Consider the following 16,808-nt stretch of genomic DNA (forward strand, 5'->3'; position numbering starts at 1 on the left):
GCGGTCAGTCCGCGCGCAGCAGTGCGAGCAATTCGTCGCGGTGAGGCTGGGTGTCGAGCCAGGCGCGGATGCGGTCCAGCTCGTCGATGCAGTCGTCGCCGTAGCGGCGGCGCAGCGCGGCCAGGCGCGCCTCGCGCACCTCCTCGGTCTGCAGCCGGCGCTGCCAGCCGTCGGACAGCAGCTCGTCGAGCCGGCCGGCCAGGCCGCGGCTCACGAGGGCGCGCCACTCGCCCTGGTCGAACCAGAGGTTCTGGCAGGCCACGCAGCGGTCGATGCGGAAGTCGGGCCCGGCGCTCACGCGCAGGCGCTGCATCAGGCGCTCGCACTCGGGGCAGTGGCGCACGGCGGCGACGTCGAACACCTCGATCACCTCGTCGTCGACCTCATGCGGCACGCGCTTCGGATCGGCGGCCTTCCAGCTGCGCCAGTCGTCCATGTCCATCACCATGCCGTGGCAGTCGCCGCACTGCACGCCGAGCAGGGCCTCGGCGAGCGCGACGGGCTGCATCGCGGCATGGGTGGCGCAACTGCACTTCAGGTTCGGGTTCATCGCGCGCCCCCGGCTCAGTTGCGGAAGGAGGAGATCAGGTTCTGCAGCGCCGACTTCTGGCTTTCGGTGCCGTCGTTGGCGATCTTGCTCATCAGCGAGGCGACGCTGAGGTTCTGGATTTCGCCCGACGAGTTGCCCAGCGCGCCGACGATGTCGCGCAGGTCCTTCACCACGTCGCGCTCGCCCGAGAGCTGTTCCTTGAAGGCGACCTGCACCGCCTGGCTCTTGGAGATGACGCCGTCGATACCCTTGCCCACGGAGAGCGAGCGCACGAAGCTGTCGAAGTAGTCGCCCGAGCCGCCCACGATGTCGATCTTGGCGTTGGCGAGCGCGGTGCCCAGCACGTCGGCCTGTTCCTTGGCGATGGAGGTCTGCGCGTCGATGCCCTTCATGGTTTCGATGTGCGACTTTTCCAGGCGCATGCGGAACTCTTCGTGGTCGCGGGTTTCGGGGCTCATGGACTTCATGGCCTCGAACTTCTCGTGCAGGCCCTTGGCCTCGGCGTTGAAGCGCGCTTCGATGACCTGCGCATCGGCCTGGCCCGACTTGAGTGTGGCCTCGGCGTCGGCCGTGCGCACGTTGACTTCGGCGAGGCCGAGCTTTTCCTTGCCCGAGGCTTCGGCCTCGAACTTGGCACGCATGCCGGCCGCTTCGGCCTGCGAGCGGGCCTCGATGACCTGCGCATCGGCCTGGCCGGCCTTGAGGATCGCGTCGGCATCGGCCTGGCGCACATGCACGTCGGCCAGGCCCAGCTTTTCCTTGCCCGACGCCTCGGCTTCGAAGCTTGCGAGCTTGGCCTGGGCCGTGGCAATTTCGACCTTGGCGGCGGCCAGGCCCGGTGCGGCGGAAATGGCTTCCACGCCTTCGGCTTCGCGCTTCTTCGATTCGGCGTCGCGCTCGGCGACCTTGAGCTTGGCGTCGGCCAGCGTGAGTTCTTCGGCGGCCTTGTGGCGGGCGCGCTTTTCTTGCGTTTCAGCGGCCTTCACGTCCAGCACCATCTTCTCTTCGGCCTGGCCCTCGGCCATGATCACGACCGACTTCTTGGTGCGCTCGGCCTCGGCCACCACGCGCAGTTCCTTGATGGCCTCTTCCTGCTCGGCCACGGTGCGTTCGACCACGATGCGCTCGCGGATCACGTCGGCAATGGCCTTCTTCTGCACTTCGACGGCCTTGTCCTTCTCGATGCGCTGCAGGGTCACTTCCTTCTCGCGATCGACGATCTCGAGGTCGCGGGCACGCGTGACCTTTTCTTCCTCGATGGCCACCGCGCGCTTGCGGTTGTTCTCGGCCACTTCCTTTTCGCGCTGCACGTTCTCCTGCTGCACCGAGACCGACTGCTCGGCCATCAGGCGCGCGGTTTCGGACTTGGTGCGCTCTTCGGACTGGATCTTGGAAGTCTCGGCTTCTTCGCGGGCACGCACGCTGGCAATTTCGCGCTGCTGGCGCGCGGTGGCATCGGCCTGCTGGCGTTCGAGTTCGAGCAGTGCTTCTTGCGTTTCGACGTTCTTCTTCTTGATCTGCATTTCCTCGTTGCGGCGCAGCTCGTTGGTTCGCACGTGCTCGACCGCCGTCAGCTCGGTGATCTTCTTGATGCCCTGCGCATCGAGGATGTTGTTGGCGTCGAGTTCCGACAGCGGGGTCTGCTCGAGGTAGTCGATGGCGGCGTCTTCGAGCACGTAGCCCGAGAGGTCGTTGCCGATCTGGCTGATGATCTCGTCGCGGAAGCCGTCGCGCGCCTGGTACAGGTCGACGAAGTCCATCGACTTGCCCACGGTCTTGAGCGCTTCGGAGAACTTGGCGGAGAACAGCTCTTCGAGCGTCTCGTGGTTCGATGCCCGCGCACAGCCGATGCCCTGCGCCACCTTCAGCACGTCGTCGGCGGTCTTGTTGACGCGCACGAAGAACTTCACCTTGATGTCGGCGCGGATGTTGTCGCGGCAGATGAGGCCTTCATTGCCCGAGCGGTCGATCTCGATGGTCTTGACCGAGATGTCCATCAGCTCGGCCTTGTGGATGATCGGATAGACCATGCGGCCGGTGAAGGTCACCTCGGGCTCGGCGCGCAGCGTGTTCACGATGAGGGCGTGGCCCTGTTCGATCTTGCGATAGAACTTGGCGAACATCGCGAACAGGCCGAGGATGACGACGGCCAGTATGACCACGGCGAAGATGATGGGCTCCATTTTTTCTCCAGATGCTTTAAGAGCGAGCGAACGAACTTGGGTGAGGGATGCGCGCGGTCAGAAGGTGTGAATGAATCCGGCGTGGCCGATGAACGGACATGGCGGGGTCGTTCACGCCTTCTCAGACGATGTCTTCGTGCGCCGCGATGAGGTAGCGCGCGGCCACCTCGTCGTATTCGAGGATGAGCGCGTGCGAGCCGCGCTTGAGGGCGTTGGGCGTGGGCGCCCAGACGCGGATGTTGAGGCTGGCGCCGCGGCGCGCCACTTCGGCGCGGCCGTCCTTCTCGTTCACCACGCCGGTGACGACGCGGCAGACTTGGCCCACCAGCGCCGCATTGCTCACGGCCGTGTGGCTCACGAAGAGGCCCTTGAGCGGACGGATGGCCACCGCCGTCACCGGGATGGCAAGGGCCGCGCTGGCCACCAGCAGCACCGTGCCGGCCAGCAGCTTGAGCACCATCGTCGGCACCAGCGGCAGCAGCCACTCGCCGCCCAGGCACGAAAGCGTCCAGGCCACCAGCACCAGCAGGCTCACGGCCACCGAGAACGGCACGCCGTTCAGGCCGAAGGCGACCACGTAGCTCGCGATCTGGCCCATGTCGCTGGTGTCGCCATCGGCATGCGTCTGCAGGTCGACGTCGATCCCGCTGCTCTCGAAGTCGACCATGCCGACCACCGCGAGCACCCAATAGATCACCACGACGCCGAGCAGCACCGTGTAGATCGCGGTGGGGTACCCCGTCACCGCTCCCATGAAATCGCCCATTGATCCTCCCGCGTGCGGGTTGGTTGTTGTTCTCTTTTCTTCTTACCTGCCGCCCGGCTTCTTCGTGCCGGTGTTCTTCTTGTTCGCCTTGCCTGCAAAGGCAATCAGTTCGCGCGTGGCCCTCTCCTTGATGGCCAGGCGGTCGTCGGATGACAGACCATACCGCGCCGCCAGGAATTCGTAGTCGGCCGTGTTCAACGACACCGTGAGGCGCGGCCGCTTCGGCTTCGACGTGGTCGCCAGGCCCAGCACCTGCCGGATCTGGTCGGGCGTGGACACATGCTGCTCGAAGGCCGCGGTGCGCACGGCCTCGAGCACGGCCTCTTCCACGTCGAAGGCCACCTGGACCGCGCGGATCGCCTCGTCCGAGCCTTGCCAGCGTACCGGCTTGACCCGCACCATCGTCACTCCGGAGCCGGTTCGGACGGCTTGGGCGACTCGGACGGCTTGGCCTGCCGGGCGCGGATGCGCTCCATCACCTTGCCGGTGCGGTCGGCATCGTTGCCGATGCCTGCCGCGGCCAGCTTCTTCTCGAGCGCGCTGTGGCCGAGCTCGTCTTCGAGCTGCTGGCCTGCCGCCATGCGATCAGACAGATCCTCGTGGCGCGAGCGGATGCGTTCCAGCGACTCGCGCGCGCTGGCCAGGCGCGAGCCGCCACTGCCGATGTTCTCGGAGATCGACTGCGTGGCGCGGTAGACGCTCTCGGTGGTCTTGGCGATGCCGATCTCGCGCTCGTGCTCGCGGATGCGCGCCTCGGCCGACTTGATCAGGTCCTTGAGCCGCGACACCTGCAGCGCATACGAGGCGTGGGCTTTGGCCTGCTCCTCGAGCTCCTGCTCGAGCGTGCCGACCTTGGCCGCCACGTCGAGCGCCAGGCCTTCCTGGGTCTTGTTGAGCGCTTCGAGCGCCAGGCCTTCGTAGCGCGCGACCTCGCCCTTCAGGCGTTCGATCTCGCGGGCCGATTGCATCTCCTTGGCCATGACGCCCGTGAGGTCGCCCTTGGCCTTCTCGATGCTGTGCTTGGCGTCGATGATTTCCTGCTCGTAGATGCGCGTGGCGTTGCTGTCGATCACGCTCTCGCCGATTTCGCGGGCGCTGCCGCGCAGCAAGGTGACCAGCTTCTTGATGACTGTCATGATGATCTCCGCTTAGTTCAGGAATTCGGACAAGGCGTCGAGCGCATCGAGCGCGTTGTCGCTGAGCACGGCCACTTCGCGTGCGATGTCTTCCACGCTCGCGTTGCGCCCCAGCGCCCCCGTGAGCACGTAGCGCCCGCCGACGCGCCCGAAGGACGACAGCGGGACCGAGGGATTGAGGTCGAGCAGCGATTCGAGCAGTTCGGTGCGCCGCGCGGGCTTCACGTCTTCCTCGGTCCAGAGGTAGCAGATGCAGATGATCTGCATGTCGGAGCTGGTGACGAAGATCGGCAGCTCATCGCGCCCTTCGATGCTCACCTGGACCACCGGCGTGCTGCCCGGAATCGGCTGCAGCTGAACAGACAGCCCGCCCATCGCGGCACCGGCCAGCACGTCGAGGCCTTCGAGTTGATCCAGCAGTGATTGCATACCTCTCCTTTGGGTTGTCTACCGTGGGAAGCGCGCGATGCTTCGATGGATTCACTATAGGTGCAGCGACATAACATGTCAAAAATTCTTTTAACCCGTGCGCATGACTTTCGGCACTGGCGCGCTCTCTAGAATCCGCCGATGGCCAGCACCATCAACCCCGCGCGTGTCGATTTCGTGACGCTGCGCCTGTTCTGCGCCGTGGCGCAGTCGGGCAGCATCACCAAGGGCGCGGAAGCGTGTCACCTCGCGCTCTCGGCGGCGAGCCGGCGCCTGTCCGACTTCGAAGCCGCCACAGGCTCCAAGCTGCTCGAACGCAGCGCCCAGGGCATCGCGCTCACGCCCGCCGGACACGTGGCGATGCAGCATGCGATGCGCCTGTTCCAGGGCTTCGAGCAGTTCAGCAACGAGCTGGGCGACTACGCCAGCGGCGTGCGCGGCCATGTGCGGCTGTGGGCCAACATGTCGGCACTGACGGAGTTCCTGCCGACCACGCTGGCGGCCTTCCTCGGACAGCATCCCGATATCCGCATCGAGGTCGAGGAACAGCTGAGCGGAGACATCGTGCGCGCACTGGTCGACGGCCTCGCCGACGTCGGCGTGTTCGCCGAGAACACACCCGCCTACGGCCTCGATGTCGCGCCCTTCCAGACCGACGAGCTCGTGGTGCTGTGCGCCAGGCCGCATTCGCTGGCGCGACTGCGCGCGAAGCAGGTCGACTTCAAGACCTGCCTGGCACACGAGTTCGTGGGCCTGAACCGCAGCAGCTCGCTGCTCGAGCTGACCTCGCGCGCGGCCGAGCAGGCCGGCATTCCGATGCGCCTGCGCGTGCAGGTGCGCAGCTTCGACGCGATGTGCCACATGATCGCGGCCAACCTCGGTATCGGCGTGGTGCCGCTGGCCGCCTGCAAGGCGCAGGTGGCCGCGCTCGACCTGAAGGTGGTGCACCTGAAGGACGCGTGGGCCACGCGGCGCCTGCTGATGGCAACGAAGACGGGCGCGGCGCTGACGCCGGCGACGCAGCTGCTGGTGCGGCAGCTGCTCGCCTCGTCGAACTGACAACCGGCCGGGGCCCTACCCCGCCCCCTCCGCCTCGAGCACCGCCCACTCCGCCTCCGTGAACAGCCGCGAGCGCGTCAGGAAGCGCACGCCCAGCGGCCCTTCCAGCGAGAACATGCCGCCGCGCCCCGGCACCACGTCGATGATCAGCTGGGTGTGCTGCCAGTATTCGAACTGCGGCCCGCTGATGTAGAACGGCATGTCTCCGATGCGGCCCAGCAGCCGGTCGTAGTCGCCCACGATGAACTCGCCCTGCGCATAGCACATGGGCGCGCTGCCGTCGCAGCAGCCGCCCGACTGATGGAACATCAGCGGGCCGTGCCGGGCGGCGAGGTCGTCGATGAGCGCGAGCGCCGCATCGGTCGCGGTGACGCGCAGGACCTCGCCGGTCATCAGAAGAAGCCCAGCTTGTTCTCGCTGTAGCTCACGAGCAGGTTCTTGGTCTGCTGGTAGTGGTCGAGCATCATCTTGTGGTTCTCGCGCCCGATGCCCGACTGCTTGTAGCCGCCGAAGGCCGCGTGCGCCGGGTACTGGTGGTAGCAGTTGGTCCACACGCGGCCGGCCTGGATGCCGCGGCCCATGCGGAAGGCGCGGTTCATGTCGCGGCTCCACACGCCGGCGCCCAGGCCGTAGAGCGTGTCGTTGGCAATCGCCAGCGCTTCTTCCTCGTCCTTGAAGGTGGTGACCGACACCACGGGCCCGAAGATCTCTTCCTGGAAGATGCGCATCTTGTTGTGGCCGCGGAACACGGTCGGCTTCACGTAGTAACCGTCGGCCAGGTCGCCGTCGAGCTGCTGGCGCTCGCCGCCGATGAGCACCTGCGCGCCCTCCTGCCGGCCGATGTCCAGGTACGACAGGATCTTTTCGAGCTGCTCGCTCGAGGCCTGCGCGCCGATCATGGTGGCCGCGTCGAGCGGGCTGCCCTGCTTGATGGCGGCCACGCGCTTCAGTGCGCGCTCCATGAAGCGGTCGTAGATCGACTCCTGGATCAGCGCGCGGCTCGGGCAGGTGCAGACCTCGCCCTGGTTCAGCGCGAACATCGTGAAGCCTTCGAGCGCCTTGTCGAAGAAGGCGTCGTCGCGCTCCATCACGTCGGCAAAGAAGATGTTGGGCGACTTGCCGCCCAGCTCCAGCGTGACAGGAATGAGGCTCTGGCTCGCGTACTGCGAGATCAGCCGGCCCGTGGTGGTCTCGCCGGTGAAGGCGATCTTGCCGATGCGGTTGCTCGACGCCAGCGGCTTGCCCGCCTCCACGCCGAAGCCGTTGACCACGTTGAGCACGCCCGGCGGCAGCAGGTCGCCAATGACCTCCATCAGCACCAGAATCGACACCGGCGTCTGTTCGGCGGGCTTGAGCACCACGCAGTTGCCGGCCGCCAGCGCGGGTGCGAGCTTCCACACGGCCATGAGGATCGGGAAGTTCCACGGAATGATCTGGCCGACCACGCCGATGGGCTCGTGAAAGTGGTACGCGAAGGTTTCGTGGTCGATCTCGCTGATGCCGCCCTCCTGCGAGCGGATGCACGAGGCGAAGTAGCGGAAGTGGTCGATGGCCAGCGGCAGGTCGGCGGCCATGGTCTCGCGGATCGGCTTGCCGTTGTCCCAGGTCTCGGCCGCCGCCAGCATGGCCAGGTTTTCCTGCATGCGGTCGGCGATGCGGTTCAGGATGTTGGCGCGCTCGGTGGTCGAGGTGCGGCCCCAGGCGCCCTTGGCCTTGTGGGCGGCGTCGAGTGCGCGCTCGATGTCGGCGGCGCTGGAGCGCGGCACTTCGCAGAAGACCTTGCCGGTGACGGGCGTGATGTTGCCGAAATACTGGTTCTCCACCGGCGCGACCCATTCGCCGCCGATGTAGTTGCCGTAGCGCTTCTTGAAAGGCACCGCGGTACCGAATTTGCCCGGTTCGAGCATGTCCATGGGTTGTCTCCGTTGGGTAAGGTGTGAACGGGCGCCGCGACATGCGGCGGCCCGCACAGGCACCGCAAGCGGCATACCCGCGCGGATCGGGACAATCCCCAAGCCCCGCGCCACAGGGACGCGGCCCGCGCAGAGGGTTTCCATTCGCAATCTGCGACAGATGGGCGCGACGGTGGCGACTACGATGTCGCACAAGGCGAATCGCCGGCAATCCCCGTCCACGGAGTCACGCATGACGAGTGAAGCTTCCGCGCCATCGGTCAGCGTCGCGCAGGCGCGCGAGCTGTTCTTCGCGCAGGGCCGCGACCCGGCGCCGTGGATCGCGCCGCACATCTCGCGCTCGTGGCAGCGCAGCCGGCCGGTCGATCCGCATTGCATCGACCCGACGCCGATGGCGCCTTCGCTGCTCAACGAGCGCCGCGAGCAGGCGATGCGCCTGCTCAGCTGCGCGCAGCCCGAACTCGACGGGCTCGCCGAGCATGCGGTGGGCAACGGCTGCATCGTCGCGCTGTCGGACGCGAGCGGCCTCATCCTCGAAGAAATCGGCAGCCCCGACTTCCTGCCCAAGGCCCAGCGCGTGGCGCTGCAGCCCGGCGTGGAATGGTCGGAGAGCCACCGCGGCACCAACGCCATCGGCACGGCGCTGGCCGAGCGTGTGGCGCTGATGGTGCTGGGCGGCGAGCACTACCTGGCGCAGAACGGCCGGCTGGGCTGCGCGGCGGCGCCCATCTTCAGCGGGCGCGGCGAGCTGGCCGGCGCGCTCGACATCTCGGGCGAGACCGCGCGCGTGAACCACCACGCCCTGGGCCTGGTGCGCATGGCGGCGCAGCAGGTCGAGCACCGCATGCTGCTGGCCGAGGCCTCGGGCCACGTGCTGCGCTTCCATGCGCGGCCGGCGCTGATCGGCACCGCGCGCGAAGGGCTGATGGTGATCGAGAACGGGCGCATCGTCGCGGCCAACCGCGTGGCGCTCGACCTGTTCGGCCGCACGTGGGAAGGCCTGCTCGACCTCGACGCCGAAGATTTCCTGGGCGCGCAGTGGCCGCGCATGGAGCACCGGCGCAGCCTGCTCACGCTGCCGGGCGGGCGGCAGATCGCGACCGTCATGGAGCGCACGGGCACGGCGAACAGCGGCACGGGCCGCACCGGCGCGCGGCAGGTGATGGCCGCGAACGCCGCGCCCGTCGACAACGACGACGTGGTGCGCCCATTGCTGGCGCGCGCCGTGCGCGTGCTCAACGAAGGCGTGCCGGTGCTGGTGAACGGCGAGACCGGCAGCGGCAAGGAGGTGTTCTCGCGCCGCCTGCACGCCGCCAGCCGCCGCAGCGCGGGCCCGTTCGTGGCGGTCGACTGCGCCTCGCTGCCCGAGACGCTGATCGAGGCCGAGCTGTTCGGCTACGAAGAAGGCGCCTTCACCGGCGCGCGCCGCAAGGGCATGCCGGGTCGCATCCGCGAAGCGCACGGCGGCGTGCTGTTTCTCGACGAGATCGCCGAGATACCGCTCGCGCTGCAGACGCGCCTGCTGCGCGTGCTCGAAGGCCGCGTGGTCACGCCGCTGGGCGGCGGCCAGGGCGTGGCGGTCGATTTCGATTTGATTTGCGCCACGCACGCCGGCCTGCCTGCGCTGGTCGAGGCCGGGCGCTTTCGCGCCGACCTGATGTACCGCGTGGCCGGCTTCACCGTCGCTCTGCCCGCGCTGCACGAGCGTGCCGACCGGCGCGCGCTGATCGCGCGGCTGTTCCTCGAATCGGGCGGCGCCGCCAAGCACCTGTGCCTGGAGAACGACGCGCTCGAACGCCTGGCCGCCTACCGCTGGCCCGGCAACGTGCGCGAGCTGCGCAGCGTGCTGCGCGCCCTCGTGGCGCTGGCCGACCCGGGCGATGCGGTGACGGCCGATTCGCTGCCCGCGCACCTGCACGACGCCGCGCCCCTCGCTGACTTCAGCGAACCCACACTGTCGCAACCCAACGCACCGCTGCAGACCATCACGCGCCACGCCATCGACGAAGCCCTGCGCGCCTGCGACCACGACGTGGCGCGCGCGGCCCGCCGGCTCGGCGTTCACCGCAGCACCGTGTACCGCCACCTCGCGCGCCAGCGCCCGCCCACGGGCAACACCAAAGACTGACTTGCCCGCACGCGCGGGAGCGGCCAGACTTTGCGCATGGCCCTGCCCCCGCATTCATGACCACCGGCAAATCCGCGCGCAAGCTCTCGGCCGTGCCGTCCACCTTGCGGATTCCGCTGGCCGCGCGGGCTTCGGGCGATGCGCTCTTTCCGCAGATGGCCGTGCGCGACGCCTACGCCGCCGGCATCCTCGAGCAGATCCGCGACGACGACCATGCCCTGCCGGACGACCGTACGACCATCTACGGCATCCTGGCGCGCACGCGGCGCTTTCGCAGCCTGGCGCAGGACTTCCTCAAGCTGCACCCGGGCGCGCGTGTCGTGAACATGGGCTGCGGCCTGAGCCACTACTTCCAATGGCTGGACGACGGCAAGTCGCGCATGACCGACGCCGACCTGCCCGAGGTGCTGGCCCTGCGCCGCGAACTGCTGCCCGACACGCATCCCCGCCACGACCTGCGCGAACTCGACCTCTCGGCGCCCGGCTGGTGGGAGCAGCTCGGCCTGCCGCGCAAGCGCCAGGCGCAGCCGGTCTTCCTGTTCACCGAGGGCGTGCTGATGTACCTCACGCCCGAGCAGGTGAACGCCGTATTCACCACCTTCGGTGAACGCGCGCCTGCGGGCTCGGTGCTGGCCTTCGACGCGATGTGCTGGCTGGCCGTGGGCCGCGCGCGCCAGCATCCGTCGGTACGCGCGACCGGCGCGGAGTTCCAGTGGGGCCTGCGCCGGTACGAAGACCTCACGCAGCCCCATCCGCGCCTGCACCTGGACGGCACCTACCGCGTGATGGAAGGCATCGGCTGGCCCTACACGCTGTTCGCGCCGATGGTGCTGTTCTTTCTCGGCGTGCCGATCTATGCGGTGTACGCGCTGAGGGCGAAGGACTAGGACCTCTTCAGGCGAAGGGCACGCTGCGCCACGGGCTGCGCGTGTCGCTCAGCAGCAGGCGGTTGGTGCGCAGCAGATGCTCTTCGCGCGCATCGGAGTACTGCCAGATCAGGCCCGCCGCGATGTAGGCGGCGCTCACCTGCGACCAGTTGGCATAGGCCGCACGCACCTGCGATGCCAGGCCGCCCGCAAAGTCCGCAAACTCCGCGCGTTCGATAAAGCCCAACTGCACGGCCCAGCGCGACAGGTTGGCCAGGCGCACCGCGTCCCAGGCCACGAGGTTCGTCAGCTGATCCGGCGCCACGCCGAAGTGCTTGCGCAGAGCCTGGACCCAGCTCTGGCTGCCAGTCATCAGCTGGCTCAGCTCGGCGCTCGAGTGCCCGGTCTGCGCGGACAGCGCCCGCATGTCCAGGTGCTCGCGCGCCTTGATCTGGAAGAACGCGGGAAACCACGCGTCCATGACCAGGCGCAGTACGCCCGGCGTGGACTGCACCGCCGCATCGATCGCGCCGATGGCCTTCCAGGCCGGCAGGTACTTCGCGCGCTGCCCTTCCTCGGTCAGCCAGCGCGCGGTCTGCTCGAAGCTCGCGCGGTCGCTCACGTTCCACACCTGCGCGATGCCTTCGCGCAGGGTGTCGTTGTCCTTGCCGGTGAGCACCGCGTTCACGCAATCGCCGTTGAAGGCCGACAGCGGCGTGCTCAGCGTGACCAACCATTGCTCCTGCGCGGAAAGCGCGGGCGCGGCGGCGTCGAACTTGAGCTTGTCGTTGTCGAGCATCGCGTGCGCGAGCGTGTCCTTGAACCCCATGAAAACTCCCCCGAAATTTGTTGAATGCCGCGTGGGCTAATCAGGCCTTCGATTGCAGGCGCGCGATCTCCTGCTGCAGGAACGCGAGGAACGGTGCGCGCAGCGATTCCTTCATGTGCGCCGGCAGCGCCATCGGCGGGGTCGAGCCCGTCAGCAGCTGGTCGCCCTTCTCTCCGATCTGCAGCGCACGCACCTCCACCCGCTCCAGCGCGATGCGCAGCGGCGACTCCATCAGGTCCTTGCCATACAGCGCCTGCGCGGTGAGCGCCACGCCGTAGGGGCCGCCGAAGAGCGGAAAGTCGGCCAGCGCGAACTGCAGCGTCTCGCCCGCGGGAATCTGGAACTTGTCCGTCACCTTGCCCAGCTTCTTAGCGAGCTTCGGGTTGGCGGGGTCGAGCAAGGTGTCGGTCGCGTCGTGGTCAGTCACCAGCTCGGCCAGCGTCCAGACGCGCTGCTGCGCCTGCCGCTGGCTGCCGTTTTCCGCGTGGTACGCGAGCACCGCCGCGACCGTCGGCGCTAGCAACTCGCCGCAGCGTTTCAGCAGCACCGGCTCGGGCGCGTCGGCCACGCCGGACCAGTCTTTCCACGCCTTGAAGCGCGCGAGCAGCGTCGAGACGAACGACGGTGCATCGTCCGCGCGCGCCGGCAAGGCATGGCCCTGCGCCGGTGGCGGTGCGGCCGACAGCACGGTGAAGTCGTCCTGCACGTACACCGCCTGGTCGGTCAGCAGCAGGCCTTGCGAGGTGCGCTTGCCGCTGAGCCGGTTCATCGCGTGGTAGCCCAGGAAGAACAGCGGAATCTCGTCGCCCAGCCACGGCCTGGGCAGGTACATCTGCTCGACCGCCTGCGCGAACACCTGCGGCGCATCTTCGTGGTCGGGGTGGTCTGCCTGGTCGGGCAGGAAGGAAAAGGCCGACAGGTCGGCATGCAACGGTGCCTGCACCTGTTGCTGCACGCGTGCGCGCAAGGCATCGCCGTGGCGCGCGCGTTCGGGCGGCAGCGCGCCCAGGTGATCGGTGAACGACGAAAAAACGAATGACATGCTGAATCTCTCCCTGAAACCGTGGTTGTGAATGGGTAAGCGGCCCGGCATCTGCTTCCGTGGGCCATGCACGGCAGATCGGCCGTGACCGCGGCGTGTCCTGGAAGGACACCGCCGCAACGCCGGCCCAAGGGAAGTGTTCCCCGGCGGCTCACGGACTGGATGATCACGCGCCCCCATGTCAGGGGCGCGGCCATGCTACTGGGAAGCCTCGCCTGGCATTCTGACGAATTCTGCGAGGGCGCGCGATCACGAGATTCGCGCCGCTAGCATCACCGCATCTTCAAACCGTGGCCGCACCGCGACACGCCACACACGGGAGTCAAACGAATGGGTACATGGTCGACAGCAGGCTTCGGCAACGACGAGGCACTCGATTGGCTGGCGGAACTGCAGGAAGCCGATGACGCGCTCGCCTTCATCCGCGAGACGCTGGATTCAGGTTCGACCGAAGGCACCGTCGCCGCGGCCGAAGTGCTGGCACTGCTCGCCGGACACGACAGCGCCGATGTGCACCCGGACGCCGTCGACTGGTGCGCCGGCAAGGCCGCGCCGCCCGCCGACCTGCGCCATGCCGCCGCCGACGCGCTGCAGGCCATCCTCGACGACCCCGACGCGGACGGCCACGACACCTGGGCCGAGCTGGGCGAGGACGACGAGGACTACCTTGCGTGGCTCGCCAACCTGAAGAGCCTGCAGGTCCGGCTGCGCGGCTGAACCGCGCTGAACGCGCCTGGCGTTCCGGCCAAAGCGTGCGCCGTGTTACGTAACGAGTGGCGACAGCTGCCCGTTTTGCACCTCCGGCCTGACAGGGTCATTCGCACAAAAGTCGTTTTGAATCAACGGGATACGGCGTTTTCGGCCCATCGTTGACGGCCGAAGTCGAAGGCGGCACGCATGTTGCCCTCTGTAGTCATTTATTTGACGAGGAGGCCGCATGACCACCACCGTATCGCCGATCGCTTCGATCCCCGCCGCCGCCGAAAGCGGCGCTCCCGTGGTGCTTGCACAGGCCAGCGTCACGCCCCTAGGCCCTGTCGGGTCGAGCACTCCCATGGCCGCGCCCGCCGGGCCGACCAGCCTGGGCACCCTGTCCAACGCCACGCCCGGCACGGTCGTCATGCGCGACGGATTTCGCATGCCGGTGGACGGCAACCAGACCCTCATCGCCGGCGACCGCGTGATCGTGCCCGACGGCGGGCAGGCCAACGTGCTCTTCCCCGGCTCGGCCACCAACAAGGCGCCGCTGGCCGGTGTGTTTGCAGGCGGCACCGACGCCACCATCACCTCGACCAAGCTGTCCAGCGGCCTCGAACAGGTGAACGTCGACGTGGCCGCCGGCAACCTCGATGTCACCTCGCCCGACAGCGACGCGGAAGCCGCGGCACTCGCCGTGAGCAAGAAGACCGCGGCCGGCAGCGGCATCGGCCTGGGCGAATTCGCACTCGGCGCGCTGGGCGCCATCGGCCTGGGCGCCGCGCTGAGCGGCGGTGGCGGCGGCGACGGCGGCGGGTTCCCGCTGTTCGTCTCGGGCATCGGCGACAGCGACGCGGACGCCGACTCGGATGCCGATGCTGACGCCGACTCCGACTCGGATGCAGACGCCGATGCCGATGCCGATTCGGACGCCGACGCGGATTCGGATGCAGACGCCGACGCTGATGCGGACGCCGATTCGGACGCGGATGCCGATGCCGACGCAGACCACCTGCTCGATCCGGGCGACGGCCTCGCCGGGCACCTGCTGGGCGCCCTCGACAACGCGCTCGGCCTGGGCGGCGGTGCGACCAACGTGCGCAGCGCCTCCGGCTCGTCGGGCACGCTGGCCTCGCTGATGCCCGTGGCCGACGGCCTCACCGACCTGGTCGACGACCTGCTCTCGCCGGTCACCGGCGAGGAGTTCAAGCCCAACGATCCCAATGAGTTCGAACCGGTGGACCACGCGGTCGAAAACATTGCCGTTCACGTGGGCGGCGTGCTGACCCCCGTGGTCGACGGCCTGCTCGGCGATGGCCTGACCGACGCCCTCGTCGGCTCGCTGATCGGCCAGGTCGACTACCTGACCGACGCGCTGGGCAATGCGCTGGAGAACGTGCTGGGCAGCGAAGGCCTGCTCGGCGGCATCACCACCCCGCTGGGCCTGGACGGCCTCGTGGACGACCTGCTCGGCACGGACGGTGTCGTCGGCCAGGTGCTCGAGGGGCTGCTGGGTGACGGCAGCCTGCTGGGCAGTGTGCTCGGCGAAGACGGATTGATCGGGCAGTTGCTGGGCGATGACGGGCTGCTCGGTGGCGTGCTGGGCGATGACGGCCTGCTGGGTGGAGTGCTCGGTGGCGAAGGCGGCTTGCTGGGCGGTGTGCTGGGTGACGACGGCCTGTTGGGCGGTTTGCTCGGTGGCGACGGGGGCCTGCTCGGCGGTGTGCTGGGCGACGACGGCCTGCTGGGTGGCGTCCTCGGCGACGAGGGCGGCCTGCTTGGCGGCGTGCTGGGCGACGACGGCCTGGTCAACGGCCTCCTCGGCGACGAAGGCATCCTGGGCGGCGTGCTCGGCGGCGACGGCGCCCTGTCCGGCCTGCTCGGCAGCGAAGGCCTCACCGGCGGACTGCTCGGTGGCGACGGGCTCGTGGACAGCCTGCTCGGCCCCGATGGCGCGGTCGGCTCCCTGCTGAACGCGACCCCGCTGGCGGGCCTGCTCGGCGGCGAAGACGGCTTGCTCAGCGGCCTGCTGGGCGATGACGGGCTCCTGGGTGGCGTCCTCGGTGACGACGGCCTGCTGGGCGGTGTGCTGGGCGACGACGGCATCCTCGGTGCGGAAGGCCCGGTCGGCGGCCTGTTGAATGGCGTCCTTGGCGGCGACGGCGGTGGCTTGCTCGGCGGCGTGCTGGGTGACGATGGTTTGTTGGGCGGACTGCTCGGCGGTGACGGCGGCCTGCTGGGTGGCTTGCTCGGCGACGACGGCCTTCTGGGCGGCGTCCTCGGTGGCGAGGGAGGCCTGCTCGGCGGCTTGCTGGGTGACGAAGGCCTTCTGGGCAGCCTGCTCGGCGGCGGCGACGGCGGATTGCTTGGCGGCGTGCTGGGTGATGACGGCTTGCTGGGCGGTGTCCTCGGCGGCGACAGCGGCTTGCTCGGCGGTGTGCTGGGTGACGACGGCCTGCTGGGCGGCGTCCTCGGCGGTGACGGCGGTCTGCTCGGTGGCGTGCTGGGTGACGACGGCCTGCTGGGTGGCGTCCTCGGTGGCGACGGTGGCTTGCTCGGCGGCGTCCTCGGTGACGACGGCCTTCTGGGCGGTGTCCTCGGCGGCGACGGCGGTCTGCTCGGTGGCGTGCTGGGCGACGACGGCCTCCTGGGTGGCGTTCTCGGCGGCGACAGTGGTCTGCTTGGCGGCGTGCTCGGTGACGACGGCCTGCTGGGCGGCGTCCTCGGTGGCGGCGAAGGCGGCTTGCTCGGCGGCATCGTCGGCGAAGACGGCCTCGTGGGCAGCCTGCTCGGCGGCCTGCTCGGAGGCAAGAGCCCCGTCGCGGACATCCTGGAGCCGGTGTCGTCGGTGCTCGGCCATGCAAGCGATGCCGTGGCGCCGGTCGCAGCCGGGGCCACGCAAGCCGCATCCGGCGCCGCGGTGCCCGCGGCCGACATCCTGGCCGGCGCCAGCTCGGCAGTTGCCCCGGTGGTCGCCGAGGTGGTGAACACCGTCGAGCACGCGGTCACGCCGCTGGTGTGTGAGGTCGTGGCCCCGATCACCAGCCTGCTCGACCACAGCGGCACAGGCTCCGCGCTGGCGCCCGTGACGAACATCCTGCACGGCCTGCTGGGCTGATCGAAGGCGGAGAGGCCGGCAACGGCCCTCCCCTTCGCACGCTTTCTCGCGCACCGCAGGCGCGGCGCCCGCCCCGGCGCGCCGCGCCTTCGC

At 68.7% G+C, this 16,808-nt stretch carries 15 protein-coding genes; 5 read left to right on the forward strand and 10 right to left on the reverse strand.

Annotated elements, in window-relative coordinates; genetic code table 11:
- Positions 1-4 precede the first annotated feature (4 nt).
- The 6 genes from AC3WQR_RS11110 to AC3WQR_RS11135 all read right to left on the reverse strand — a co-directional run bounded on the left by AC3WQR_RS11110 (position 5) and on the right by AC3WQR_RS11135 (position 5,064).
- Positions 5-550 carry a TFIIB-type zinc ribbon-containing protein gene (locus AC3WQR_RS11110; RefSeq protein WP_070059348.1) on the reverse strand — a complete coding sequence of 182 codons (546 nt, stop codon included), beginning with the start codon at positions 548-550 and terminating at the stop codon, positions 5-7.
- Between the two features lie 14 nt (positions 551-564).
- Positions 565-2,733 (reverse strand): flotillin family protein, encoded by a 2,169-nt coding sequence (locus AC3WQR_RS11115; RefSeq protein ID WP_062476401.1) that lies wholly within the window; start codon positions 2,731-2,733, stop codon positions 565-567.
- Positions 2,734-2,854: 121 nt separating this feature from the next.
- Complete coding sequence (locus tag AC3WQR_RS11120; RefSeq protein ID WP_319360609.1) at positions 2,855-3,499, reverse strand: OB-fold-containig protein; 645 nt, start codon at positions 3,497-3,499, stop codon at positions 2,855-2,857.
- 42 nt (positions 3,500-3,541) lie between these two features.
- Positions 3,542-3,901 (reverse strand): hypothetical protein, encoded by a 360-nt coding sequence (locus AC3WQR_RS11125; RefSeq protein ID WP_492742059.1) that lies wholly within the window; start codon positions 3,899-3,901, stop codon positions 3,542-3,544.
- 2 nt (positions 3,902-3,903) lie between these two features.
- Positions 3,904-4,635, reverse strand: coding sequence for a PspA/IM30 family protein (locus tag AC3WQR_RS11130; RefSeq protein ID WP_492742060.1), 732 nt, complete (start codon positions 4,633-4,635; stop codon positions 3,904-3,906).
- A 12-nt stretch (positions 4,636-4,647) separates the two neighbouring features.
- Entirely contained in the window at positions 4,648-5,064 is a 417-nt protein-coding gene (locus AC3WQR_RS11135; protein WP_062476391.1) for a YjfI family protein, read from the reverse strand.
- 141 nt (positions 5,065-5,205) lie between these two features.
- Between AC3WQR_RS11135 and AC3WQR_RS11140 the strand changes: the two genes are divergently transcribed.
- Positions 5,206-6,123 carry a LysR family transcriptional regulator gene (locus AC3WQR_RS11140; protein ID WP_492742061.1) on the forward strand — a complete coding sequence of 306 codons (918 nt, stop codon included), beginning with the start codon at positions 5,206-5,208 and terminating at the stop codon, positions 6,121-6,123.
- A 15-nt stretch (positions 6,124-6,138) separates the two neighbouring features.
- On the opposite strand, the gene AC3WQR_RS11145 is transcribed toward AC3WQR_RS11140, so the two are convergent.
- Positions 6,139-6,516: a DUF779 domain-containing protein gene (locus AC3WQR_RS11145; RefSeq protein ID WP_492742062.1), complete on the reverse strand. Its 378-nt coding sequence runs from the start codon at positions 6,514-6,516 to the stop codon at positions 6,139-6,141.
- Positions 6,516-8,036: an aldehyde dehydrogenase gene (gene adh / locus AC3WQR_RS11150; RefSeq protein ID WP_492742063.1), complete on the reverse strand. Its 1,521-nt coding sequence runs from the start codon at positions 8,034-8,036 to the stop codon at positions 6,516-6,518. The genes AC3WQR_RS11145 and adh overlap by 1 nt, the downstream gene beginning before the upstream one ends.
- Before the next feature lie 232 nt (positions 8,037-8,268).
- On the opposite strand from adh, the gene AC3WQR_RS11155 reads away from it, so the two are divergent.
- Together AC3WQR_RS11155 and AC3WQR_RS11160 are read left to right on the forward strand one after the other, a co-directional pair.
- Positions 8,269-10,164 carry a sigma-54-dependent Fis family transcriptional regulator gene (locus AC3WQR_RS11155; RefSeq protein WP_492742064.1) on the forward strand — a complete coding sequence of 632 codons (1,896 nt, stop codon included), beginning with the start codon at positions 8,269-8,271 and terminating at the stop codon, positions 10,162-10,164.
- A 56-nt stretch (positions 10,165-10,220) separates the two neighbouring features.
- Positions 10,221-11,051: a class I SAM-dependent methyltransferase gene (locus AC3WQR_RS11160; RefSeq protein ID WP_174254372.1), complete on the forward strand. Its 831-nt coding sequence runs from the start codon at positions 10,221-10,223 to the stop codon at positions 11,049-11,051.
- A gap of 7 nt (positions 11,052-11,058) precedes the next feature.
- Here the strand turns inward: AC3WQR_RS11160 and AC3WQR_RS11165 are convergent, their stop codons facing one another.
- Complete coding sequence (locus AC3WQR_RS11165; protein WP_492742065.1) at positions 11,059-11,859, reverse strand: DUF1266 domain-containing protein; 801 nt, start codon at positions 11,857-11,859, stop codon at positions 11,059-11,061.
- Between the two features lie 40 nt (positions 11,860-11,899).
- On the reverse strand, positions 11,900-12,901 hold the full coding sequence (locus tag AC3WQR_RS11170) for a hypothetical protein (RefSeq protein ID WP_492742066.1): 1,002 nt from the start codon (positions 12,899-12,901) through the stop codon (positions 11,900-11,902).
- 330 nt (positions 12,902-13,231) lie between these two features.
- Here AC3WQR_RS11170 and AC3WQR_RS11175 point away from each other — a divergent pair, with 330 nt between their 5' ends.
- Complete coding sequence (locus AC3WQR_RS11175) at positions 13,232-13,618, forward strand: DUF4259 domain-containing protein (protein ID WP_492742067.1); 387 nt, start codon at positions 13,232-13,234, stop codon at positions 13,616-13,618.
- A gap of 220 nt (positions 13,619-13,838) precedes the next feature.
- The gene (locus AC3WQR_RS11180) at positions 13,839-16,715 is read left to right on the forward strand and encodes a hypothetical protein (protein ID WP_492742068.1); all 2,877 of its coding nucleotides are present in this window, start codon (positions 13,839-13,841) and stop codon (positions 16,713-16,715) included.
- Positions 16,716-16,808 lie beyond the last annotated feature (93 nt).

Source organism: Variovorax sp. FW305-3-2-15-B-LB1 (assembly GCF_058787635.1).